Genomic DNA, 22,653 nt, shown 5'->3' on the forward strand with positions numbered 1-22,653 from the left:
GATGGATCTGACGGCAGGGATCAGGCACGGGGCGATCGAGCTGCGGCTCATCCGTTCCAAGGACGCACGTCCGCTGCAGCATGAGCTGCTGGCCAATCGATCGTGGCTGCAGCCGTGGGAGGCGACCGTTCCCTACGGAAGCGTGTCGTTCGACATGCGGTTGAGCATCCGGCGGCTCCTCCAGCAGTACAAGGACGGCGCCGGGTATCCGTTCGTCATGGAGTACGACGGCGAGGTCGCCGGTCAACTGAACGTCTGGGGCGTCGCCCGCGGGTCGCTGTGTTCGGCGACCATCGGCTACTGGGTGAGCGAGCGATTCGCCGGCCGGGGGATCACGCCCACGGCTGTCGCGCTCGCGACCGATGCCTGCTTCACGGAGTACGGATTGCATCGGATGGAGATCTGCATCCGCCCCGAGAACGTGGCGAGTCTGCGCGTGGTGCAGAAGCTGGGCTTCCGCTACGAAGGGCTGCGGCGGCGATACATCCACATCGACGGAGACTGGCGGGATCACTACGCCTTCGCGCTGACCCGAGAGGATGTTCCGCAGGGTGTCCTGGCACGGTGGCTGAACGGTCAGGTGCCGCCCGATGCGTCGACGGTGCCTCCGGCGGACCGTCTGAGGCTCTGACGAGACGCCGACTCGCCGCGACACGCGCCGACTGCGCGTTCGGAAGCCTCGGGAACCCGTAGCTTTATCGGTATGGACGGGCCGGTGCTGAGTGGGGGAGTGATCGTGCTCGTCGCTGTGCTCCTCTGGATGCTCTACCTGTTGCCGTCCTGGCGTGGTCGCTTCCAGTACAACGCGGCTGAGCGCAACGCCGTGCGGCTGAACCAGGCTCTCCGCGTGCTCGCCGAGACCAGTGAGACCCCGGGTGAAGTGCGGTTAGAGTTGAACGCCCGCACCGCGTTGGCGCAGCAGAAGCTCGCCAAGCGTGTGCAGTCCGAACGCGAGGCTGCCGAGCTCGAAGCGCTCCGGAACGAACTCGCCGCCACCAGGGCGGACCCCGTCGTACGCCAGGCGCGAGCGCGTCGTCGTGTGCGGGCGACGGCGACCACCACCGTGCTCATCGGCCTCGCCGTCGCGGGCCTCGGCGTGTGGCAGCTCGTCGCCACAGGTGCGCAGGCGCTGCTGTGGGTCGGAGGGGCACTCGTGCTCGTCTCCGGTCTCGCGCTGCAGCGGATGGCATCCGTGGCTGCACGATCCGTGCGACGCCCGCAGCAGGCCGCACAGCCGAAGACCGAACGTGTGGCGCCCGAGCTGCATGATCAGGGCCGTGCCACCTGGACCCCTCGTCCGCTCCCCGAACCGATGGTGTCGGTCGCCGGATCGCGCGCACAGGTCGCGCAGGCCGAGATCGAGGCGCAGGAAGAACGTCGTAAGGCCGCCCGGATCGCCGCGCTGCGTGCCCGTGCCGAGGAGATGGCCCCGGAGGCTCCGGTGGCCCTGCCCGCCGCCTCCTCATCTCCGTACGCCCGGATGGGTTTCGTGGACGACGCGGAGATCGAAGACCACGTCAGGGAGCTGCTCTCCCGACGAGCTGCCGGCTGATCGGCGTGACGCAGAGCCCTCTTCCGTCGTGATAGCGTAGAGGTGTTCACGGGCCTATGGCGCAGTTGGTAGCGCGCCTCGTTCGCATCGAGGAGGTCAGGGGTTCGAATCCCCTTAGGTCCACCAAGGAACGCTTGTTCCAAACATTGACATGATCGATGTACGAAGAAGCCCCCAAAGCTCTGGGGGCTTCTTCGTTTTTCGTGGGCGGACGCGGGCTCTGCAGCGGCGCCTGCTCAAACCCGGCGGACTGCCAGGCCATCTGTGCCTCGACTAGCATCTGGGCGGGTTCGGACAGCTCCGACTGCGCTCGATCGAGATCGGTGATCCACATGCGAGTGAAGATCGCCTGGTTGAGGCGCCGCCGCATCTCATCGCTGGCGTTCAGGTAGAGCTCGTAGGGATCGCTGAGCAGCTCAAGCCAGCCGCGAATGTAGGTCGCGCCGTCGACTAGGTCGTCTTCGATGCTCCCAAGCTGGATCTCGACCCTACGCTTCTGCTCGTGTATCTCGCGGATGCGGGCAACCACATTGGAGGAGGCGAGGCCGCGCCTTCGGCGACGAGGTCGACGAGATTGTCCGCTTTGACCGAAAGTTGCTGAAGTCGAGCCTTCAATTGACTTCGGAGCTGGGCCTGGACAGCCTGTCGGTCGGAGAGCACGTTGTCGATGGCACGCTCGACCCATTCGATGAAGCCAGCATCGAGCTGGACCGTGCGGTAGTGCGCGGTGACTGCCTCCTCGACTTCGTGGACCGGGATGTGGCGGGAATCGCAGTGCCCGTGATGACGCCCGATGCAGAAGAAGTAGAAGTACTCGACCTTGTTTCTTCCTACCGCTCGCTGTATGACGAGTCGGTTGTTGGGGACGCCGCGCTCGAGCTGGCACTCGCCGCAGAACACGCTGCCTTTGAGGTACTGCTCATAGATCCGCCTGCGTTCCCCCGCCCGCCCACTCTGCTCGAGCATGGACTGAACCTGATCGAACAGGTCGCGATCGATCAGAGCCGGGTGGCGGCCGTCGAATACTTCGCCCTGGTATGTGATCTGCCCGATGTAGTAGGGCTCTCTGAGTAGACGGGACATCTTGGACGTGGACACCTGCCCCGGGGGCCGTGAGACGGTGGGGTGGGTGGTCAGCCCTCTAAAACTGAGTTCGTCCACGATGTCGTCCTTCGTGAACTCCGGTGGCGTAGAGCTCGAACGCGAGCATGATGAAGGGCGCCCTCTCGGGATCGATGACGATCGTGTTGACCTTGCGGTACTCGAACATCTCCGTGACGTTGAGGTACCCCAGAGGTGCCTTGCCGAGCGTTCCGCCGTTCTTGGCCTTCTGGCCCATCTTGTACGCGATGTCGGCGCCGTCCTCGCGCGATCGATATTCGTTGAACGCCGCGAGAATGCCGTGCATGAGTTGGCCGACGGGAGAGGCGTCGATTTGCTCCGTGGCGGAGATCAGGGTGACGCCTCGCTTCTGAAGCTCTGCCATGACGAGAGCGTCGTCGGATCTTTCGGCTGGTACTTCGGCAGATCGACGAGGCGCGCCACCTCTGATGAGATGCCGCTTGCGCTTGACGGCAGGAACTTTTCGTTCACAATGAGGCGCATATGAGCAGTTCTCGACGCGTCGCACGCTCTTGTGTTGGGGTACCCACCATTCTTGGGGGTGACGTGATTCGCGCCGAACTGGGGAGTTACCAATGACGGGAACACCGGAACCGATACTGCCGCTGTCCTTGCTGGCTTCGAACCGGGAGCAATTCAACGCGGTCTTCTACGAGCCCGTGAGTGTTGCACTCCAGACCAAGACAAATCTGCATCTGCATGTACTACGGGTGCAGAACGGCGACTTCGACCTTCCGGCCCTGTACCGCGTGCTGAAGAACAACAGCGTTGCGTACGTGCTGTCGCGCCTGAACTATCAGAAGGCGCTAGAGGATCCTGGGCGGATGATGGAAGTCGCGACAAAGGTGCAGTCACAGTTCCGTATGCCCGACGACAAGGCGGGTGAAGGTGGAGAGGTGATCCTGTACTCGCTACTGGAGGGGCACCTGGGCGCGCCCAAGATTCTCTCGAAGATGGAAATCAAGACGAGTAGTGAACACTACGTCCACGGGTCGGACGGCGTACATCTGCTGCGCACGGGGGATAACAGCTACCAGCTGATCTTCGGAGAATCAAAAATGTACGGGGATGCCGGTACGGTCGGGTCGAGCGCGAAGCGCGGGATAAAAGCCGCCTTCACTTCTGTTGGCAAGGTGCACGAGGACGGGTTCGACTTCGACACCTGGCTGGTGCAGTCCGAGCTGCTGAAGGAGAAGCTTGACGCGGAGAAGCTGGCGTTGCTGTCGGCGATCCTGCTGCCGTCGTCGGGCGGTGGTGACGACGAAATCAAGAAGCACAACGCCTTCGGCATCTTCGTGGGCTACGAGGTCGACGTGAGCGACCTGAAAGTGGAGGACATGGAGCTGGACGCCATCGAGGACGAACTCCGGAAGCGGGCGACCGACGCGATCGTCGCCCAGCACGACCTCATCAAGCAAGAGATCACCGACCGTGGCCTCGGCGTGTACCCGATCCATATGTATGCCGTCCCATTCGCAAAACGAGGCGAGGGAGACAAGATGCACGGCATCGAGAGAATCCGCTTCGATCTGGCCGCGCAGCTTGGAAATCACGAGGCCAAGAAGTAGATGCCTGCTCAAATCGCAGCCGACGCGCTGTCGGACATGATTGTCGCGCGGTCGGACTACCAACAGGACCTTGCCGCCATCGAAGCCGCAGTTTCAGAAGTGTTCCTCACTGGGACTGCGTCTTCCGAGCTCACCGATGAGCAGGTCACTCGCCTGCTCCGATTCGCTGACATCATGTCGCACTCGACGCAGCCCGCCCACCGTGAAACGGCCTACACCATCATTGCGTTGCTGCGAGAGTACGAGGAGCTCGTCGGGCTGTCGGATCACGTGAGCACGCGCGCCGCAGCCGTCGCCACAGCCGTACTCATCGAACTGGGCAACTTCCCTGGCCTTCGGACGCTGTCCAACGCAACGGAATCGACCTACGCGCTGCCGGTTTCGCGGGGCATCCTGCGTGCGGCCAAGGAGGTCATGCAGGCGACCAAGCACGGGACAGCGACGCTCACGGACACCCAGTTCCAGATCGCTGAGAAGATGCGCGGGGAGGACTTCTTCAGCTTCTCGGGCCCGACGTCGCTAGGGAAGTCGTTCATCCTGAAGGACGCGATCTATGACATCGTGCGCCGCTCCGATCTGGATCAGCACTGCATCGTCGTGCTTGTCCCAACTAAGGCGCTCATTGGCCAAACCGCCGCCGACCTTCGCGAGCTGCTGAAGGATGTGCCGGAGGTGAATGTCGCGACCTTCCCGACGCTCCCGCTGTTCCTGCGCCGCACCTATCCGCGCACCGTCTTCGTGCTCACTCCCGAACGCTTGCTGCGCTACCTCTCGAACGCGGTGCGCGACATCGACTACCTGATCGTCGACGAGGCCCAGAAGGTCATCTCCAAGAAGGACGCACGCTCCTCGATCTACTACCACGCGATCGTGGAGACCACCCGCCGGTTCGCGACCAAGCTGATCTTCGCGTCCCCGAGCATCGAGAACCCGGAGCTGTTTCTCGAGCTGTTCGGGAAGGCGACCAACGGTGCGCTCGCGGTGCGCGAACGCACGGTGGCTCAGCAGCGCTACTTCGTGGACCTAGTCGACCGTGCCCAGTATTTCCTGTCCGCAGCGAGCGGTGGAGAAGGGAAGCTGCAGGCAGTACCCGACGCCCGCACGCCGATTCAGCTGGTGACATCGCTGAGCGGCGAACGAAAGTCAATCGTCTACATCAACAGCTCGGCGAAGTCTGCCGAGTTCGCGCTTGAGCTCGCAAAGACGCTGCCGAAGGCCACAGACCCCACCATCGCCGAACTGATCAAGTTCGTGAAGGAGCACATCCACAAGGACTACTTCCTCGTGAAGACGCTCGAGCACGGCGTCGCGTTCCACCACGGGAAGATGCCACAAGAGGTGCGCGAGAAGGTCGAGGCCTCCTTCTCCGATCCGACGTCGAAGCTTCAGTACGTCGTCTGCACTTCCACTCTCCTCGAGGGTGTCAATCTCCCGGCGAAGAACATCTTCGTCCTCAATGACACGCATGGGCCGGCGGGCTTCGGGAAGATCGACTTCGAGAACCTTGCCGGACGTGCCGGGCGCCTCACATACGACTTCTCCGGCAACGTCATCTGCGTGCGCCATGAGTCGAATGGGTGGAGCGAGACTCGACGCGAGCTGATTCCGCGCGGCGAGCCGATCATCGCGGAGAGCTTCCTTGTCAATCCGGGCAACAAGCGCAAAGACTTCACTGACATTGGGTACGTGCTTCGGGGGGAGCCGATCCCGAGCAACCCCTCCAACGACGCCAAGCGCACCGTCGAGCAATACACGTCGATTCTCATGCTGCATGTCCTCGGCAAACAGCAGACACCGCTTCGTGCCCTCTTCCTGGAGAAGGTGAAGGATGGCGCGAAGCTGCTCGATCGTGCCGTCACGTCCTTTACTGGCTCGGAGGAGGTGCTTCGCCGCGCACCCGGCATCCAGCCGAAGTATCAGAACGCGGTGTGGGACGATCTCACCGAAGGGCGGGCAGGCGCGCTGGTGCCTGCGGACACGGTCGATCTGGACTACTCCCTGTTCGAGCAGGTATTGATTCGTCTCGGGGCCTTGTACAACTGGATCGTTGAGGAGTCTGGCGGCAACGATGACCGGCTCGTGCCTGCCACAGAACCTGGCTACAGCGCACGTCTCCGGTACTGGGCGATGCTGATGTCGTACTGGGTGAAGGGTGACCCACTCGTTCTCGTGCTGAGTCGCACAATCGCCTACCACGCTGAGCAAGGCACGATCACCTACCGGGACTGGACGCGGGACCCATCCCTGGTAGTCGAACGCTTTAACGCCCGCGACCCGAAACACATCAACCTCATCATCGAAAAGACCATGCGGGACCTTGAGACCGGACTCCGGTTCAAGATCATCAGCTACCTCGAGAACTACTACGACCTCGCCGTTCAAGCAATGGGTGCGGACGGCGCAGGGATCAACGTGGCCAAGCTCGTGGAGTATGGCTCGAGTGACCCACGGGTGATCAACTTGCAGGAAGTTGGCTTCTCTCGTGCTGTCGCACTCGACCTGACCAGCAAGTACGCCAGCCATCTCACCTTCACGTCGGGCGGAGAGCTCGAGGCGGTCGACGTCGACGCGCTCCTTGCCCTGGCTGACGTTGCGGATGAGACGCGTGAGGAGCTCGAGAACATCCTGCGCAAGGCACCCGTTGCTTCCGGCGAAACCGTGTAGGTGGGACCGTGAATAGACAAAGCCCGTGTTACTCAGGGCCCCGAGCGCGGAGCGTCCGAGGTCCCGGTGACAGACTGCTCGCTACGGTTGATGCCGTGACCCGTTCCATCGGCATGCCCCGGCGTGTCGATGAGTGATGCCCCGGGCAGCGCCCATGGCCTGTCAAGGGAGGATCGGGAGGCGTTCTCGGCTGCGCTTCTCCGTTTCTTTGATGAGCTCGAACCTCTGCTCCTGGGCGGATTCGGCGAGGAGCTTCCGGGCTCGCGGGCCGAGCGTTTAGCGCAGGGGACGTTTCCGTCCAACTCCCAGGGGCCGTATCCGGGACGAAACGCGCTCGAGACGGTGCTCTTCGCGACCCTGGCGGGGCTGGATCATGCGCGGCTGCTTGCGAGGGCCCTGCTGCACGACGACGCCGCATTCTCTATCGCGACGCTCGCGCGCGGGGCCGTGGAGGCGTATGCGCGGGCCTGGTGGATCAGAGAGCCGGACGAGGATTCGGCGATACTGGTTCGCTGGCTCTCAGGCTTGGCTTCGGAACTGAGCACGTTTGATCGCCTCCGGCCCGACGCGGTCCTCCATGAGATGCGCGGCCGCAACACGGACGCGGCTGCTGTGCTCGCCGGCGTGATCGACGATATTGAACAGCTGACAGGCAGTCGAACCCCGCTGAAGGTCAGTTACACCGCCCTGGCTGCCTCCCTGGCAGACCAATGGAAGGCGGACGGCCGAGTGGTGTACTCCGATCTATCCGGCGTGGCGCATGGAGAGTCTCTCGGGATACACGGCTTCGTGACCGTTGATGAGGATTTGAGCATCTACCGTGTGGAGCTCAGCGCGCGGTGGGGTCTCATGGCCACACAATGGACGCTCTCGGCAACAACCCTCGTGAGTCGTGAGGTGCTCAGAATACTCGGCAGGGATATCCCGCAGGCACATCCTTGCGCGGTCGCTCATGACGCTGCAGCGAACCTGCTTGCCTCAGCTCGCGGGCGCATCCTCCATCCTGACTCGGCTTCCGAACGTTAGCTCTCATCATGTTCAAGCTTGACGCGTCGGGCGGTGCTGTATGACCGAAGAGATCGCCCCGATCAGCAAAATGCGGACACTCTTCCTCGTGTTCGTGGCGCACTCTTGACAGCCTGAAACAGGCGCTCTTCAGCCAACAGCCCGCGCTGACGTTCAACGAGAAGAGTCCGACCTTGGTGGTCGAGATCACTCGCCACGTAACAGTGCGGGCTCTTTTCGTGCTTGCCGTTGTTGCGCACTGTGGGGCGCATGGCAGCATGGTGCGGCTTCGAGTGGCCGCACTCGACTCGCGACCCTGCCGCGTGATTCAAGCAGCGATGCAGCCTGGAGAAGCCCGTGTCCCCGCAGACCGGCCGGTGACCTACCGAGCCTGCGTGACGGCCTTGATGATCGTGTTCGTCGAGATGCCAAGCTGCCGCCCGATTGCGGCGGCCGATGCGCCTGCGGCGTGCTTTGAGCGGGCCTCATCGAATTCAGCCGCGGTCATGCGTCGCAACGTTGAGACACCAGCGTCCGCCAGATGCTTGCCCGCGGTCTGCCGGGTGACGCCCAACGCCTTTTGCGGCCGCGACGACGCTACCGTGCTGCTGGTAGTGCGCGAGAAGTTGCTCGATCTCATCTGGCCGAAGTTGACGTGCCGTTCTTGGCGCGCTCGTTCTAGCGCCGTTCGGCTTGGATTTCTGAGCCTTCTCGACGAGATCCCTCACGCCGTGCGGCGCACCCATATGTTTCGAGTACGCATGCAGCAGGTCCACAGAACAAAGAAGCCCCCGGCTCACGCCGGGGGCTTCTTTCTTGTTCTCGCCCCGTGATCGGTCGCGACTGTCAGCTGGCGGTCTGAGCGAGGATGCGCTCAAGCCCTTTGGCATATTGCGCTTCGACGATGTAGAGGCCTGTGACCGTCAGCAGCAGTATTGCGAAGGCCACGGTGCCGAGAACGGGAAGGTTGTTCCACAGCGCGACGGCTCCGGAGACCAGACCCATAAGAGCCGCGACTCGTATCACCAGCACGCTTCTCCTCCTCCGTGCAAGTGTCGATTCGTATCTCATCGCTGAACTCCGATTCATCCCGACATTGAGTCGACGCGGGAAATGCCGAGCCTGACAGGTCGCGGGCTGCGCAACAATCGGCAGAACTAGGGGATTGCGGTCGGCATCGTGGTTCTGTCTCTGCAGGCTAAGCGATTCGCACCACAGGATCTCCCTCCCGCCGCGGTACCGTGAGGACGTGCCAGCCCGTCGCAAGGTCCCCGCGTCCGCGCGCACGCCTGCCGCTCGCACGCGCTATGCGCGTCGCAGACAGAATCGGCTGTCGCGCGTGGACAACGACCTCACTCCCGACCAGTGGCAGGCGCTGATGGAGGCGTGGGAGGGCTGCGCCTACTGCCAGAACCCGGCGCCGGCGCTGCAGCGCGACTGCATCATGCCCGTGTCCCGCGGTGGTCGCTACACCGTGGAGAACGTGGTGCCGGCGTGCGCATCATGCAACGCGAGCAAGAACAACAGCGAGGTCACGTCGTGGCTGCGTCGGAAGAAGCTCGACGAACGGGCGTTCCTCGTCCGTCATGCGACGATCCTGAAGTCCCTCGTCCCCGCTGCGGAGGACGAGGGACTGTAGTTCGTCAGCGTCCTCAGAGCACCGACTGCGCGCGGGTGAGCACGTCGCGCAGGATCTGCTCGATCTCGCGGAACTCCGGCTGACCGACCGTGAGCGGCGGTGCGAGCTGGATCACGGGGTCGCCCCGGTCATCCGCGCGGCAGTACAGACCCGCTTCGAACAGGGCGGGGGAGAGGAAGCCGCGGAGCAGCCGCTCGGACTCCGCGTCGTCGAACGTCTCCTTCGTGGCCTTGTCCTTCACCAGCTCGATGCCGAAGAAGTAGCCGTCTCCGCGCACATCGCCGACGATCGGGATGTCGAGCAGCTTCTCGAGCTCGGCGCGGAACAGTGGAGAGTTCTCGCGCACGCGCTGGTTCAGTCCCTCCTCGTCGAAGATCGCGAGGTTCTCGAGCGCGACAGCCGCGGAGACCGGGTGGCCGCCGAACGTGTAGCCGTGCGGGAACGACATGTCGCCCTTCGAGAAGGGCTCATAGATCCGGTCGCTGACGACCGTGGCGCCGATGGGCGAGTATCCGCTGGTCATGCCCTTGGCGCACGTGATCATGTCGGGCACGTAGCCCAGGCCCGTGCACGCGAACGTGTGGCCGAGGCGGCCGAACGCGCAGATGACCTCGTCGGACACGAGCAGCACGTCGTGACGATCGCAGATCTCGCGCACCCGGGCGAAGTAGCCGGGAGGAGGCGGGAAGCATCCGCCGGAGTTCTGCACCGGCTCCAGGAAGACCGCGGCGACCGTGTCGGCGCCTTCGAAGAGGATCATCTCCTCGATGCGATCAGCGGCCCAGCGGCCGAAGGCCTCGAGATCGTCGGTCGGCCCACCCATCTCGGCGGCGCGGTAGAAGTTGGTGTTCGGCACGCGGAAGCCGCCGGGGGTGACCGGTTCGAACATCGACTTCATCGCCGGGATGCCGGTGATCGCGAGGGCACCCTGCGGGGTGCCGTGATAGGCGACCGAGCGGGAGATGACCTTGTGCTTGGTGGGCTTGCCCATCAGCTTCCAGTAGTGCTTGGCGAGCTTGAAGGCGGTCTCGACGGCCTCGCCGCCTCCGGTCGAGAAAAAGACGCGGTTCAGGTCGCCCGGTGCCTCGTCGGCGAGGCGGTCGGCGAGCTCGATCGCGGCAGGGTGCGCGTACGACCACAGCGGGAAGAACGCCAGCTCCGACGCCTGCTTCGCTGCGGCCTCCGCAAGTCGACGGCGCCCGTGCCCGGCGTTGACCACGAACAGGCCCGCGAGCCCGTCGAAGTACTGCTTGCCCTTGGCATCCCAGATGTGGTGCCCGTCACCTTTGACGATGATCGGCACACCGGACTGCTCCATCGTGGACTGTCGGGTGAAGTGCATCCAGAGGTGGTCTTTGGCCATCGCCTGGAGTTCGGCTTCGTTGCGTGTGGTGCTCATCTGGTCCCCCAGTTGTAGAGCTGCTTCTGCAGCTTGGCGTAGATGAAGGTTTCGGTCGAGAGGACCCCGTCGATGGGGCGGATGACGTCGTTGATCAGCGCGAGGAGATCCTCGTCGTCCTCGCAGACGACCTCGGCCAGGACGTCGAAGGAGCCGACCGTGATGACCACGTAGTCGATCGCCTCGATCTCCGCGACGGCCTCGGCGACCCGGCGTGCGTCGCCTGAGACGCGGATGCCGATCATGGCCTGGCGGTGGAAGCCGAGCTGCATGGGGTCGGTCACGGCGACGATCTGCATGATGCCGGACTCCGTGAGACGCTGCACGCGCTGGCGGACGGCCGCCTCGCTCAGGCCGACCACGCGTCCGATGTCGGAGTAGGAGCGGCGCCCGTCTTCCTGGAGGAGCTCGATGATCGTCTTCGAGACCTCATCCAGCGTGGGGTGTTTTCTCGGGCTCATGGTGCGATCTTCGCACTCGGAACGAGGTTCAGCAACCGATTTCGCGCTATGGGTTCCCTGGACCTGCGGAAAACAGCAGGAAGTGGATCAGGATTCGAGCGGCCCCAGCCACGCGCTCGCCGCCGTCGCATGCGCGGATTCGGGGTCGGAGGGGTGGAAGGCTCCCGCCAGCACATCGCGGTACAGGCGCGAGAGCTCGTTCGACGAGAAGTACGAACCGCCGCCGGCCACCAGCATCGCCTGGTCGACCACGTGCTTGGCCATCGTGATCGCGCGGTGCTTGACCCCGGACAGCAGGCTGAACCACCGCGCGCCGTTGTCGACGCGCTCGTCCGCGTCACGCGCGATTGCGGCGATCTGCGGGGGGAGCGCGTCGTAGGCGAGGGCCATGTCGGCGATGCGCCAGCGGATGTCGGCATCCTGGCTGTATGTCGTGCCTGTCTTCTTCGAGCGGCGGGTGTGCGCGGTCTGCACGGCCAGGTCCAGCGCGCGCCGAGCGATGCCGGTGTAGACGGAAGCGAGCAGGATCTCGAACACGCTGAAGATCCCGAACACGATCGGGTCGGGGTTCGGACCGGGATCGATCCGGCGCACGACGTGCGCGGCATCCGCTGTGGCGCCGTTCAGCCGGGTGGTGCGGCTCTGGGTCGCCCGCATCCCGAGGGTGTCCCAGTCCTCCGACGTGGTGACCGCGTCGGTGCGCTCGACGAATGCGAAGACGAGCTTCGGCGCATCCGCGCTCGTGGTGTCGAGCCCGTGCAGTCCGAGCCGGGTCCACACCGGGGCCAGCGACGTGAAGATCTTGGTGCCGGTGAACGCGTAGCCGCCCGCGGGGAGCGGTGCGGCATCCGTGTCGCTGCCGAACAGCACGAGGTCGTTGCCGCCCTCGCTGATGCCGAACGCGAAGACCTCGCCGGCGACCGCGCCGTCCTGCACGAACTCCAGCCCGGGCACGCCACGGTCGGAGAACACCTTCGCGACGCCGGTCCACACCAGGTGCATGTTGATGGCGAGGGCTGTGGCCGGGGCGGCGGTCGCGAGCCGCTGCTGCAGCAGGGCGGCCTCCGCGAGGCCGAGACCCGCACCCCCGCGCTCCGTGGGAACGAGGATCGACAGATATCCGGCCGCGCGCAGCTCGTCGAGGTCCTGCTGCGGGAACGTGTTCTCGCGGTCGTACAGGGGAGCGCGTTCGCGGATGCGCTCCAGCAGCTCATCGGGCAGGAAGACGGTGGGGTCGAAAGCGCTCACTTCAAGGCCTCCAGAAGCTGTCGCACGGATTCCTCCGGCTTGTCGCGGTGCAGGGAGTGCCCGGCTCCGGCGACGATCGACATCGTGATCAGCGGATTCGCCGACAGCACCTCGTCGGCCAGATCGCCGGTGAAGATGCTGTAGACGGCGGGGTCGGCGCCGAGCACGTGCGTGGGGACCGCGAGCGCTGCAGCCGCGGCCCGCACGTCCCATGGCTGGTTCTGGACGCTGGTCTGCTCCACGGCCCACGCGCTCGCCCGGAGCACGGCATCCACCTTCAGCTCCTGATCCTGCGGGTGCCAGTGCGGGTGCTCCTGCTGCACCACTTCGAGCCGGGTGTCGGCGAATGCCCGTTCCTGGCTCCGCCGCACGATTCCGGCGTCGCGACCGTTGACGTGGATGGCTGGATCGATCAGCACGAGGCGGCGCGTCCAGGCGGACTCGGATGCGGCGGCGACCGTGCTCGCGGCGCCTCCGAGCGAGTGTCCGATGACCGCATCCCAGCTGCCGCCATCGGACGGCAGGGTCGCGGCGAGGTCGGCGCCGTAGGCCGCGACCGAGTAGTCGAGCGACCGGGGCGCGTCGCCGTGACCGCGCAGATCGACGGCGGTCGCGTGCCAGCCGGCGTCCGCCAGCGCGTCGCCGAGACGCCACATCAGGGCGCCGGAGGAGCCGAGGCCGTGCACGAGAAGGGCGCGGCGGGGAGCCGTGGGCGAGCCCCAGGCGATGCGGGGCAGCGGGAGCGGAGCGGGCATGATCCCAGCCTACGACCGGCCGGCCGGCCCGGCCCCGGAGCGCGCAGAAGGGGTGCGCCCGATGGACGCACCCCTTCTGTGTCGGAGCGGGATCAGTGCGTGCTGATCGCCACCAGTCCCGACGGGTAGCGGTCACGCGCCGACACGTAGATCTCGCCGTCGGTGGGGTTCACCGAGACGCCGTAGACCTTGTTGCCGTAGGCGTGTGCGCTCAGTCTCGAGACCAGCGAGAGGTCGTCGGTCGCGTACACCGACACCCCACTCGCGTCGAAGGTCGTGGACTGGTGGCCGGCGATCAGCCGACCCGTGGTCGTGTCGACCGCGAGCGAGCGCAGGTCGGCGTTCGCCATCGGAATGGTGCCGACGAGCTCCCACGTGCCTCCGGCGAAGACCCGTACGCCGTCGGTGGAGCCTTCGGCGTCGGCCGTGCCGACGTAGAGCCGGTCGTTCACGCCGTCCCACGCGATGCCGTGCGAGCGCCAGGCGGATGCGCCGGCCGGGGTCACCGTGATCGGCGCTCCCGTCACCGCATCCATGATCTCGACGCCGGTCCCGCGCGTGGCTCCGAACACCAGACCCGCCTCGGGGTCGATGTCGATGCCGCGCACGTTCGCGGTGAACGCGTACGGACCGCGCTTCAGCGCCCCGCTGGCCGCATCCATCACGAGCCACTGGTTCGAGTAGGCGACGTACAGCTCGCCCTTCGCCTCGTCCAGCGCGACATCGCGCACGCCCTCATCCGCAGCCGTCGGTGCCGGCACGTCCAGCGTGCGCAGGAGGGTGTCCGTCGCCGGATCGATCTCCCAGACGCGCGCCGGCCGCATCTCGTTGCCGACGAACAGGTTCCCCGTGCGGCTGTCCACGACCGAGCCGACCGGTCGGTCATCCGATTCGGGAACATCCGTCGCCGACGGGATCACCGAGAGCGAGCGCGCCGTGAACACCGGGGTCTCCGGGTCCGTCGGATCGGTCGGGTCCGTGGGATCGGTCGGATCCGTGGGATCCGTGGGGTCCGTGGGGTCCGTGGGGTCCGTGGGATCGATCGTCTTCCGCACGCTGACGGTGACGGCCGCCGACGTGAGTTCCTCTCCCGGAGGGTTGAGGCGGAAGTCGCGGTTCGACACGAACACCCGCTGGTGCTGCTCGTCCACGACGATGCCGTAACCGTCCTTGCCGTACTTCGGGCCCGCGAAATCACCGAGCAGCGCGCCCGTCGCCAGGTCGTGCACCGAGAAACCGCCGCTCGTGGCCGTGGTTCCCGTGTAGCCCACGTAGAGCAGACCGTTCGTCGAGTCGATGTCGACCTGACGCGGGCTGGCCCTGCTGGTGCGCTCCCAGAGCTTCTTGAACCCGTCCGTCGCGTCGAAGGCCTCCACGTTCACGACGTCGGTGAGGTCGTGGAACTTGGTGCTGACGACGGTGCCGGTGGTGGGGTCGGCGGCGACGTAGTAGGCGTCGGCGGTGCCGTTGATGACGCCGAGGGAGGCGCCGGTTTCGGCGTCGAGTACTTCGATGCCCCGGGAGGGGACGGCGATGTAGACGTGTCCGAGTGTCGGGTCGACGTCGATCGATCGGTTGGATTCGATCGTCGGGTACGGTCCGCGTACGACCTGCCCGAAGGTGTCGGGTGCGATCGAGACGACGAGCCAGTTGCGGTTCTGCTGTCCGACGTAGAGGAGGTTGTTCTCGTCGTCGATGCCGATGTCGCGGATGTTCTCCGGCAGTGTCATCTCGCCGAGGACCTTGTCGGTGTCGGGGTCGATCTCGAAGATCTTCCGGCTGTTCTGGTCACCCAGGTACAGCACGTCACGCGACTCCGAATACGCCATGCCCGCCGGCAGGCTCGCCTTCGAACGATCCACCGACGCCAGGTGTCCTGCCGACTCGTAGGTCAGCGTCTCCGGAAGCACACGCTCGCTGACGGTGACGGCCGCCGAGGTGAGCTCCTGTCCTGGCGGGTTGAGGCGGAAGTCACGGTTGGAGACGAACACCCGCTGGTGCTCCTCGTCGACCGCGATGCCGTAGCCGTCCTTGCCGTAGGACGGATCGGCGAAGTCGCCGAGCGCCTTTCCGGTCTTCAGATCGTGCACCGAGAATCCGCCCGAGCCCGCGCTCGTGCCGGTGTAGCCGACATAGAGCAGACCGTTGGTGGAGTCGATGTCGATCTGACGAGGGTTCGGACGCGTCGCCTTGGCCCACAGCTTCTTGAAGCCGTTGTTCGCGTCGAAGGCCTCCACGTTCACGACGTCGGTGAGGTCGTGGAACTTGGTGCTGACGACGGTGCCGGTGGTGGGGTCGGCGGCGACGTAGTAGGCGTCGGCGGTGCCGTTGATGACGCCGAGGGAGGCGCCGGTTTCGGCGTCGAGTACTTCGATGCCCCGGGAGGGGACGGCGATGTAGACGTGTCCGAGTGTCGGGTCGACGTCGATCGATCGGTTGGATTCGATCGTCGGGTACGGTCCGCGTACGACCTGCCCGAAGGTGTCGGGTGCGATCGAGACGACGAGCCAGTTGCGGTTCTGCTGTCCGACGTAGAGGAGGTTGTTCTCGTCGTCGATGCCGATGTCGCGGATGTTCTCCGGCAGTGTCATCTCGCCGAGGACCTTGTCGGTGTCGGGGTCGATCTCGAAGATCTTCCGGCTGTTCTGGTCACCCAGGTACAGCACGTCACGCGACTCCGAATACGCCATGCCCGCCGGCAGGCTCGCCTTCGAACGATCCACCGACGCCAGAGAGCTCACGACCTCGTAGTCGACCTCGCCCGTGGGGACGTCAGGCGTGACCTCACCGGGATCGGGGTTGCCGCCGCAGCCGAGGCACGGCTGGACGGGACCGGTCGGGATCTCCTGCGGGTCGACGCCGTCGGTGACGAGCTTGCCCTTCTCGTCCTTCGTGATCGTCACGCCGTCGAAGAACTGGCCGTCGGCCGTTCGCGACTCGTACCGGAGCGTGCCCTCGGTGACGTCGACGAGCTGATAGAACTGCTTGCCGCCGTCGAGGCGTCGGAGGTGCGCGCCGTTCTCGTTCCACAGGCGCGGGCCGTACTCGTACAGTTTCACGCTCGCACTCGAGCCCACGTAGACCGGGCCGGTCGCGCTCTTCTCGGGATCGGCACCAGCGGGCAGGTTCTCCTCCGCAGCGAGGGTGTTGCCACGTCCGTAGGCGTGGTCATGACCCTGCAGCACGAGGTCGACGTTGTACTTCTCGAACAGCGGACCCCAGACGGTGCGGATGCCCAGGTTGTTGCGTCCCTCGTCGAGCGAGTACACGGGGTGGTGGAACAGCACGACGGTCCACTCGTTGGCGTTCTCGGCGAGCACGCCCTCGAGCCACTCGGCCTGGACCCGCAGGCCCTCCTCCGAGGAGATGTTGCTGTTGAGCGAGATGAAGCGGACGCCCTCGCGGTCGGTGTAGTACACCGTGCCGGCCAGCTCGTCGTACACCTCTCCCTCGCCCGTGGGGCCGTTGGCCGGGTAGGGGAGCTGCGCGCGCCACGTGCGGGACAGCCCGCCGTCGTACTCATGGTTGCCAGGGGTCGTGATGAGGTTCTGCGTTCCCAGCGAGTACGAGAACGCGTCGAAGAGCTCACCCCACTGCTCATCGGAGTTCGCGTCGTCCACCAGGTCGCCGACCTGCACCACGACATCCGCATTCGGGCGATCGCGGAAGGCGTTGCGCAGCACGCGCGAGCCGTCGCTGAGGATGCCGTTCTGGATGTCGCCGAGGAAGATGAACGAGGTCGTCTTGTCGGTCGCGCTCGCGGTCGCGAAGTCCTGCCATTCGGAGAAGTTCGTGCCGTCGCCCACCCGGTACATGTACTCGACCCCGGGCTGCAGGCCCGTGATGGTCGCGGAGTGCATGTTCTGGGTGTAGCCGATGTCGGTCGTGACCTCGGTGTGGGCGGCGTCGGCCTCCAACACGCCGCCGGGGTACGGAGCGGGCGTCATGGTGCGGTACTGGACGAGTCCGCGGTCGGTCGTCGCGGACGTGCGCCAGGTCACGGTCTGCTGCGTGGTGGCGTCGGCGGCGGGGGTCAGGACGATCCGGTCGGGGATCGCCGAGGGCTCCCAGCGGGAGGGTGCGGCCTCGGCCGCCTGCGCTGCGGGCGCAGGTGCGGCGAGGACACCCCCCGAGAGGAGCACGGCTCCCACGAGGGCGCAGGCGGTGAACCGCCAGGGGGTGCGGCGCCGCGTGAAGGGGATGGTCATCGAGATCAGTGCCTTTCGGGAATCGAGGAGAGGGCCGGTCACGCGGCGGAGCGGGAACGGATGCGAGAGCGGACGATCACGGCGACGCCGGCCGCGGTGATGAGGATGCCGAACAGTGCGATACCGCCGCCTGCCCAGCCGGTCGCGGCGAGAGAACCGCCGTCGGCCACGCGGGTCACGATGATCGCGATGCGACCGGATGCGTCGGAGCCGAGTCCGGTGACGACGATCTCGTGTTCACCCGGCTCTGTGTCGGCGGGGATGCGCACGGTCGCCGCGACGGCTCCCTTGGCATCACTGGACGTCACGGCCAGCTGCACCGGGGTCGAGTGCAGTTCGATCGACACTCGTTCTCCGGCGTCGAGCCCCTTGGCGGTCAGCTGGATCTCGTCACCGGGGGCGACCTGCGCGGTCGACAGCGTGATCGCGACATCAGCCGGGTCCACAGGATCGACAGGATCGACGGGGTCGACCGGGTCCACCGGGTCCACCGGATCCACGGGGTCCACCGGGTCCACCGGATCCACGGGGTCGACCGGGTCGGGGCCCGATTCGTCGAAGCCCCAGCGGGTGGAGCCGGGGCCGGTGGCCCACGCCTCGTCGTCGCTCACGAGCTTGCTGCCGTCCGCGGCCTGGGCGATCGTGAAGGAGTCGAACAGCGCACCGTCGACCGTACGCGCCTCGACGTGGAACTCATCGTCGGTGACGTCGACCGTCTGGAACAGCTGCACATCGCGGCCGACCACACGGAGGTTCGCGTCGTTCGCGGTCCAGTTGTTCGCGTCGGCGGGGTCCGGAACGTACATCTTCGGGCCCGCGACGGACACGAGGTAGACGGGGCCGGTGTGGCTCTTCTCCGGGTCGGCGCCGGCGGGCAGACCGGTCTCGTTCGCGATCAGGTTGCCGCGCCCGTAGGCGTGGTCGTGCCCCTGCACCACGAGGTCGACGCCGTACTTCTCGAAGAGCGGCATCCACGCCTCGCGCAGCACGGCGTTGTCGCGCCCCGAGGTCACCGAGAAGATCGGGTGGTGGAAAGCGACGACGGTCCAGGTGTTCGGGTTCTCGGCGAGCTGCGCCTCGAGCCATTCCGTCTGGGCCGTCAGGCTCGCCGGGTTGAAGGCCTGCGTGCTGTTGAGCGTGATGAAGCGCACGCCCTGGTAGTCGACGGAGTACACCGTCTCGCCCAGGTCTGCGCCGGCCGGGCCGTTCGCCGGGTACTCGAACTGCGCGTCCCAGTGCTTCGACAGCTCGGGACCGGGATAGTACTCGTGGTTGCCGGTGGCGGCGATCACGTTGAGGTACTGGTTCGAGAACGCGGCTGCCTCGTGCCACTCGCCCCACTCGGCATCCGAGGTCTCGGTGTCGATCAGGTCGCCGGCGTGCACGACGGCGCGCGCGTACGGGCGGGCCTCGAAGGCCGCGCGGAGTGCGCGCGACGTGAACGCCTTGTTGTCGTTCTGCGCATCGCCCTGCACGAGGAAGCTGAAGTTGCCCACGGCGTCATCGGCCGTCGTGAACTCGAGCCACTCGCTCCACGTCGTGCCGTCGCCGACACGGTAGAGGTAGGTGGTCGCGGCCTCGAGCTGATCGAAGGTCGCGGAGTGGTGCGCGATCCGGTAGCCGAAGTTCGACTCGAAGCCGGTCGTGGTCGCCGTGACGATCCGTGCGGCTGCGACGTCGACGGGTGTGGCGGTGAGAGGTGCGATCTGCACCTGCGGCGTCGTGACATCCGACGAGGTGCGCCAGCTGACGCTCTGGCTCGTCTGGGGCGTCGCCGTCGGCGTGAGGATCACGCGGTCAGGCACCGTCGAGGGCACGAACACCGTCGCGGGGGCGACGGCGGGGGGATTGAGTCCTCCGGCGGCGACGGCGACGCCGCCTCCGAGGAGGGTGAGGCCGAGAGCGGCAGCGAGGCCGCCGGCGGTGAAAGCGGCCGTGCGCCGCAGGGTCAGGGATCGTGGCAAGCGCGCCATCGCAGGCAGCACCTTTCGTCGGGATTCGAGGTGGGAGATGGCGCTCGACAGCAGGGTGGAAGCGGCGCCATTCGCGAAGCTACTAGCGCCGGATGCAGCGAAACGGCGGTTCCAGCGAGTGGCCATTCGGCGTTCATTAACTGACGCCGAGCGTTCACCGATCGGTCGCTTGACGGCGCCTGACCGGTTCTGAACCCTGCCGGGGAGGTCTGCGCGTCGTGTGTGCGCGCTGCGCGGTGTGTGCGTCAGCGCCGGCGCGGGAGGCCGCGCAGCAGGCGCGCCGAGGAGGCGCGTCCTCGGCGAGAACGGCGCGGTCGTGCGGAGAGGATCCGGGGTGTCAGTCGAGCGGCGGCAGGTCGGCCGCGATCGTCAGCACGCGCTCGGCGGCGGCGTGACCGGCCGTCAGGCGCGCGGAGAGGGGCGCACCGTCGAGGGTCGCAGCGAGGAAGCCGGACGCGAACGCGTCGCCCGCGCCCACCGGTTCGACGACATCGACCACGGGCGCCGGCACGAACACCGGCTCGGCATCGCCGTCGAAGGCGGTCGCTCCGACGTCGCCGTCCTTCACGATCAGCAGCGGGCACCGGGGGAGGAATGCCCGGATCTCGGCAGGGGTGACGGTGCCCCAGATGCGCTCGGCCTCGTCGCGGCCGACGAAGGTGATGTCGGCGGCATCCGCCAGACGGGCGAGGGTCTCGGCGGCATCCTCCCGACTCCAGAGCGGACGCCGGTCGTTCACGTCGAACGACACGAGCGCGCCGGCGCTGCGGGCATCTGCGAAGAGGCGGTCGACCATCTCCCGGCACGAGGGCGAGAGTGCGGGAGTGATGCCGGTGGTGTGCACGATCCGCACGCCGTCGAGTCGCTCCGGCGTCAGGAAGCCGGGCTCCATGTGCGCGGCGGCCGATCCGCGGCGGTAGTAGTAGACGGAGGAGGACTCGATGCCCGGGTCCTTGAACATGACGCCGGTGGGAGCATCCTCGGCGCGCTCGACCCACAGCTCCACGCCGCGCCGCGCGAGCTCGGATGCGATGCGGTCTCCCAGCGGGTCGGCTCCCAGGCGCGATGCCCAGGCGACGCGGTGGCCGGTGGCGGCGACTCCCGCCGACACGTTGGACTCCGCCCCGGCGAGCCCGATCGTCGCGTGCCCCGCCGCGGCGAGACCCGCATCCGTCGGCGTGATCAGCGCCATGGTCTCGCCGACGCAGACGATCTCGGGCGCGGACGTCTGGGGAGGAAGGGAGCTCATGAGGGGGTGACCGCCAGGGGTTCGGTGTCGGGATGGGGGCTCGCGTCGCGATGACGCAGATCAGGGAAGGAACGCACGAACACGATCGAGACGATCAGGCCGACAGCGGCGAACAGCGTCGCGGCGAGATAGGCCCCGCGCCAGTCGCTCACGTCGACGAGGAAGCCGGCCACGGCGGACCCGGCTGCGGCGCCGATCAGCTGGCCGGTGCCGGCCCATCCGAACGCCTCCGCGGTCTCGCTGAACTTGACGCTCGCGGAGGTGATGGCGAAGAGCACGGCGAGGGCCGGGGCGATGCCGATGCCGGCGAGGATCAGTGTGCCGCCGAGCCAGAACACGTTGAGCATGACCATGGTGAGTCCGAGGCCGATCGTGACGATCAGCAGACGCCGCGCCATGGCCCACGGGCCGATCGGGATGTGGCCGAAGGCCAGGCCGCCGGCGAGGCTGCCGACCGAGAAGACCGCGAGCACGAGTCCGGCGGCGAGGCTGCCGTGCTCGAACGTCGCCACGACGCCGACCTCGACGGCGGCGCACGCGCCGATCAGGAGGAAGCCGATCACGGTGGCGAGCATGACCGGGGGCTTCAGGACGACCTTGCCCAGCGGGTTGCGGCTGCGGGGGATCCGCACGCGACCGACCTCGGGGGAGAGGATGAACCACGCCCCTCCCACGACCAGGATGATCGCGACCAGCAGCAGACCCTCGGTCGTGCCGATCTGCGTCGACACGAGAGTGATGACCACCGGCGCCAGGATCCAGATGATCTCCTGCAGCGAGGCGTCGAGCGAGAAGAGCGGGGTGAGCTGCGAGGAGTTCACGAGCTTCGGGTAGATGGTCCGCACGGCGGCCTGGATCGGAGGAGTGGAGAGACCGGCCACCATCCCCAGCACCATGTACCCGGGCAGGTTCAGCGGGAGCAGGGCGAGCGCCAGCACGGCGACGACGCAGACGCTCAGCGTCAGCGTGATCACGCGGCGCATGCCCCACACGCCCATCCAACGGCTGGTGATGGGACCGGCGACGGCCTGGCCCACGCTGGTCGCCGCGAGCACGAGGCCGGCGGCTCCGTAGGATCCCGTCTGCTGTTCGACGTGCAGCAGGATCGCGAGCGAGGACATGCCGTTGGGGAATCGCGCGGTCAACTGAGCAGCGATCATGCGCGCCACTCCCGGCGTGCGAAGAAGGTCCCGATATCCCGCCACCTCACAACGGTACCGGCACCCGACGGAGCGCGTCGAAGCGGGTGCGGATGCGACACGCCGACGACACGCCGAAAGGCAGTTTCCACAGGTCTCGGAATGTCCGAACCCCCTCGTATGGTCGCGCCTGTGGACAGATCGCTCACAGGCGCTTCCCAGCCGCGATTTCTCGCGGTTCGGATGCCCTTCGACGGGGTCCCAGCCTGTGGAAGAAACGGTGGAGAACCTGTGTTGTAACAGTGGAGAGCGGTGGAAAACTACACGGATGTAACTACTACCCCTTGTGGTCACCCTCAATGTCCGTCCCTATATGTAGTATTGAAGTCCCGGCGGGGGTCTGCCGGAGCAACCAGAGATTTGAGGGGTTTCAGATGTCGATCACGGTCTACACCAAGCCGTCCTGCGTCCAGTGCAACGCGACCTACCGTGCGCTGGATGCCCAGGGCATCGAGTACGAGATCCATGACCTGTCGGAGGACCCGACGGCCCTGGAGCAGGTCAAGGCGCTCGGTTACATGCAGGCGCCCGTCGTCGTGACCGACGAGGACCACTGGTCGGGCTTCCGTCCCGACAAGATCGCCGAGCTCGCCACGCGCCTGGCGTGACCG

At 66.3% G+C, this 22,653-nt stretch carries 19 protein-coding genes and 1 tRNA gene; 9 read left to right on the forward strand and 11 right to left on the reverse strand.

The features are described from left to right. The first annotated feature begins 1 nt into the window (after position 1). The 3 genes from FB560_RS03895 (at position 2) to FB560_RS03905 (ending at position 1,678) form a co-directional block, all read left to right on the forward strand. On the forward strand, positions 2-631 hold the full coding sequence (locus tag FB560_RS03895; RefSeq protein ID WP_170198032.1) for a GNAT family N-acetyltransferase: 630 nt from the start codon (positions 2-4) through the stop codon (positions 629-631). A gap of 72 nt (positions 632-703) precedes the next feature. After that, the gene (locus tag FB560_RS03900) at positions 704-1,552 is read left to right on the forward strand and encodes a hypothetical protein (protein WP_141871153.1); all 849 of its coding nucleotides are present in this window, start codon (positions 704-706) and stop codon (positions 1,550-1,552) included. Between the two features lie 50 nt (positions 1,553-1,602). Beyond that, positions 1,603-1,678 (forward strand) — tRNA-Ala (locus FB560_RS03905). Positions 1,679-2,002: 324 nt separating this feature from the next. Here the strand turns inward: FB560_RS03905 and FB560_RS21145 are convergent. After that, complete coding sequence (locus tag FB560_RS21145; protein WP_141871154.1) at positions 2,003-2,713, reverse strand: recombinase family protein; 711 nt, start codon at positions 2,711-2,713, stop codon at positions 2,003-2,005. After that, a complete protein-coding gene (locus tag FB560_RS03915; protein ID WP_141871155.1) occupies positions 2,694-3,038 on the reverse strand; it encodes a recombinase family protein in 345 nt (114 codons plus the stop codon). The genes FB560_RS21145 and FB560_RS03915 overlap by 20 nt, the downstream gene beginning before the upstream one ends. A 211-nt stretch (positions 3,039-3,249) precedes the next feature. Between FB560_RS03915 and FB560_RS03920 the strand changes: the two genes are divergently transcribed. The 4 genes from FB560_RS03920 to FB560_RS03935 all read left to right on the forward strand — a co-directional run bounded on the left by FB560_RS03920 (position 3,250) and on the right by FB560_RS03935 (position 8,744). Beyond that, the gene (locus tag FB560_RS03920; protein ID WP_141871156.1) at positions 3,250-4,242 is read left to right on the forward strand and encodes a HamA C-terminal domain-containing protein; all 993 of its coding nucleotides are present in this window, start codon (positions 3,250-3,252) and stop codon (positions 4,240-4,242) included. After that, the gene (locus FB560_RS03925; RefSeq protein WP_141871157.1) at positions 4,243-6,906 is read left to right on the forward strand and encodes a DEAD/DEAH box helicase; all 2,664 of its coding nucleotides are present in this window, start codon (positions 4,243-4,245) and stop codon (positions 6,904-6,906) included. A gap of 129 nt (positions 6,907-7,035) precedes the next feature. Beyond that, positions 7,036-7,932 carry a hypothetical protein gene (locus FB560_RS03930; RefSeq protein ID WP_141871158.1) on the forward strand — a complete coding sequence of 299 codons (897 nt, stop codon included), beginning with the start codon at positions 7,036-7,038 and terminating at the stop codon, positions 7,930-7,932. Between the two features lie 374 nt (positions 7,933-8,306). After that, on the forward strand, positions 8,307-8,744 hold the full coding sequence (locus FB560_RS03935) for a hypothetical protein (RefSeq protein WP_141871159.1): 438 nt from the start codon (positions 8,307-8,309) through the stop codon (positions 8,742-8,744). Between the two features lie 13 nt (positions 8,745-8,757). On the opposite strand, the gene FB560_RS03940 is transcribed toward FB560_RS03935, so the two are convergent. Continuing rightward, on the reverse strand, positions 8,758-8,943 hold the full coding sequence (locus tag FB560_RS03940; RefSeq protein WP_141871160.1) for a hypothetical protein: 186 nt from the start codon (positions 8,941-8,943) through the stop codon (positions 8,758-8,760). Positions 8,944-9,160: 217 nt separating this feature from the next. Between FB560_RS03940 and FB560_RS03945 the strand changes: the two genes are divergently transcribed. After that, complete coding sequence (locus FB560_RS03945; protein ID WP_141871161.1) at positions 9,161-9,550, forward strand: HNH endonuclease; 390 nt, start codon at positions 9,161-9,163, stop codon at positions 9,548-9,550. A gap of 13 nt (positions 9,551-9,563) precedes the next feature. Here the strand turns inward: FB560_RS03945 and FB560_RS03950 are convergent, their stop codons facing one another. The 8 genes from FB560_RS03950 to FB560_RS03985 form a co-directional block, all read right to left on the reverse strand. Beyond that, positions 9,564-10,949: an aspartate aminotransferase family protein gene (locus tag FB560_RS03950; RefSeq protein WP_141871162.1), complete on the reverse strand. Its 1,386-nt coding sequence runs from the start codon at positions 10,947-10,949 to the stop codon at positions 9,564-9,566. Further along, positions 10,946-11,410: an Lrp/AsnC family transcriptional regulator gene (locus FB560_RS03955; RefSeq protein ID WP_141871163.1), complete on the reverse strand. Its 465-nt coding sequence runs from the start codon at positions 11,408-11,410 to the stop codon at positions 10,946-10,948. The genes FB560_RS03950 and FB560_RS03955 overlap by 4 nt, the downstream gene beginning before the upstream one ends. Before the next feature lie 87 nt (positions 11,411-11,497). Beyond that, positions 11,498-12,658 (reverse strand): acyl-CoA dehydrogenase family protein, encoded by a 1,161-nt coding sequence (locus tag FB560_RS03960; RefSeq protein WP_141871164.1) that lies wholly within the window; start codon positions 12,656-12,658, stop codon positions 11,498-11,500. Beyond that, the gene (locus FB560_RS03965) at positions 12,655-13,413 is read right to left on the reverse strand and encodes an alpha/beta fold hydrolase (RefSeq protein WP_141871165.1); all 759 of its coding nucleotides are present in this window, start codon (positions 13,411-13,413) and stop codon (positions 12,655-12,657) included. Before FB560_RS03965 ends, FB560_RS03960 begins: the two co-directional genes overlap by 4 nt. A gap of 92 nt (positions 13,414-13,505) precedes the next feature. After that, positions 13,506-17,621 (reverse strand): metallophosphoesterase, encoded by a 4,116-nt coding sequence (locus FB560_RS03970; protein ID WP_141871166.1) that lies wholly within the window; start codon positions 17,619-17,621, stop codon positions 13,506-13,508. 38 nt (positions 17,622-17,659) lie between these two features. Next, positions 17,660-19,720 carry a purple acid phosphatase family protein gene (locus tag FB560_RS03975; protein ID WP_141871167.1) on the reverse strand — a complete coding sequence of 687 codons (2,061 nt, stop codon included), beginning with the start codon at positions 19,718-19,720 and terminating at the stop codon, positions 17,660-17,662. A gap of 211 nt (positions 19,721-19,931) precedes the next feature. After that, positions 19,932-20,843: a sugar kinase gene (locus tag FB560_RS03980; protein ID WP_141871168.1), complete on the reverse strand. Its 912-nt coding sequence runs from the start codon at positions 20,841-20,843 to the stop codon at positions 19,932-19,934. Continuing rightward, positions 20,840-22,003, reverse strand: coding sequence for an MFS transporter (locus FB560_RS03985; protein WP_141871169.1), 1,164 nt, complete (start codon positions 22,001-22,003; stop codon positions 20,840-20,842). The genes FB560_RS03980 and FB560_RS03985 overlap by 4 nt, the downstream gene beginning before the upstream one ends. Positions 22,004-22,416: 413 nt before the next feature. On the opposite strand from FB560_RS03985, the gene nrdH reads away from it, so the two are divergent. After that, the gene (gene nrdH, locus FB560_RS03990) at positions 22,417-22,650 is read left to right on the forward strand and encodes a glutaredoxin-like protein NrdH (RefSeq protein WP_141871170.1); all 234 of its coding nucleotides are present in this window, start codon (positions 22,417-22,419) and stop codon (positions 22,648-22,650) included. Positions 22,651-22,653 lie beyond the last annotated feature (3 nt).

Origin of the sequence: Microbacterium saperdae, from assembly GCF_006716345.1 — a bacterium.
Taxonomy (GTDB): domain Bacteria; phylum Actinomycetota; class Actinomycetes; order Actinomycetales; family Microbacteriaceae; genus Microbacterium; species Microbacterium saperdae.

What these genes read in the sequence shown, in the direction of transcription:
- FB560_RS03920 (WP_141871156.1), top strand. Translation starts at nt 3,250, where the DNA reads ATGACGGGAACACCGGAACCGATACTGCCGCTGTCCTTGCTGGCTTCG.
- FB560_RS03975 (WP_141871167.1), bottom strand. Translation starts at nt 19,720, where the DNA reads ATGGCCACTCGCTGGAACCGCCGTTTCGCTGCATCCGGCGCTAGTAGC.
- FB560_RS03965 (WP_141871165.1), bottom strand. Translation starts at nt 13,413, where the DNA reads ATGCCCGCTCCGCTCCCGCTGCCCCGCATCGCCTGGGGCTCGCCCACG.
- FB560_RS03895 (WP_170198032.1), top strand. Translation starts at nt 2, where the DNA reads ATGGATCTGACGGCAGGGATCAGGCACGGGGCGATCGAGCTGCGGCTC.
- FB560_RS03985 (WP_141871169.1), bottom strand. Translation starts at nt 22,003, where the DNA reads ATGATCGCTGCTCAGTTGACCGCGCGATTCCCCAACGGCATGTCCTCG.
- FB560_RS03950 (WP_141871162.1), bottom strand. Translation starts at nt 10,949, where the DNA reads ATGAGCACCACACGCAACGAAGCCGAACTCCAGGCGATGGCCAAAGAC.
- FB560_RS03900 (WP_141871153.1), top strand. Translation starts at nt 704, where the DNA reads ATGGACGGGCCGGTGCTGAGTGGGGGAGTGATCGTGCTCGTCGCTGTG.
- nrdH (WP_141871170.1), top strand. Translation starts at nt 22,417, where the DNA reads ATGTCGATCACGGTCTACACCAAGCCGTCCTGCGTCCAGTGCAACGCG.
- FB560_RS03970 (WP_141871166.1), bottom strand. Translation starts at nt 17,621, where the DNA reads ATGACCATCCCCTTCACGCGGCGCCGCACCCCCTGGCGGTTCACCGCC.
- FB560_RS03915 (WP_141871155.1), bottom strand. Translation starts at nt 3,038, where the DNA reads ATGGCAGAGCTTCAGAAGCGAGGCGTCACCCTGATCTCCGCCACGGAG.
- FB560_RS03955 (WP_141871163.1), bottom strand. Translation starts at nt 11,410, where the DNA reads ATGAGCCCGAGAAAACACCCCACGCTGGATGAGGTCTCGAAGACGATC.
- FB560_RS03930 (WP_141871158.1), top strand. Translation starts at nt 7,036, where the DNA reads ATGAGTGATGCCCCGGGCAGCGCCCATGGCCTGTCAAGGGAGGATCGG.
- FB560_RS03980 (WP_141871168.1), bottom strand. Translation starts at nt 20,843, where the DNA reads ATGAGCTCCCTTCCTCCCCAGACGTCCGCGCCCGAGATCGTCTGCGTC.
- FB560_RS03925 (WP_141871157.1), top strand. Translation starts at nt 4,243, where the DNA reads ATGCCTGCTCAAATCGCAGCCGACGCGCTGTCGGACATGATTGTCGCG.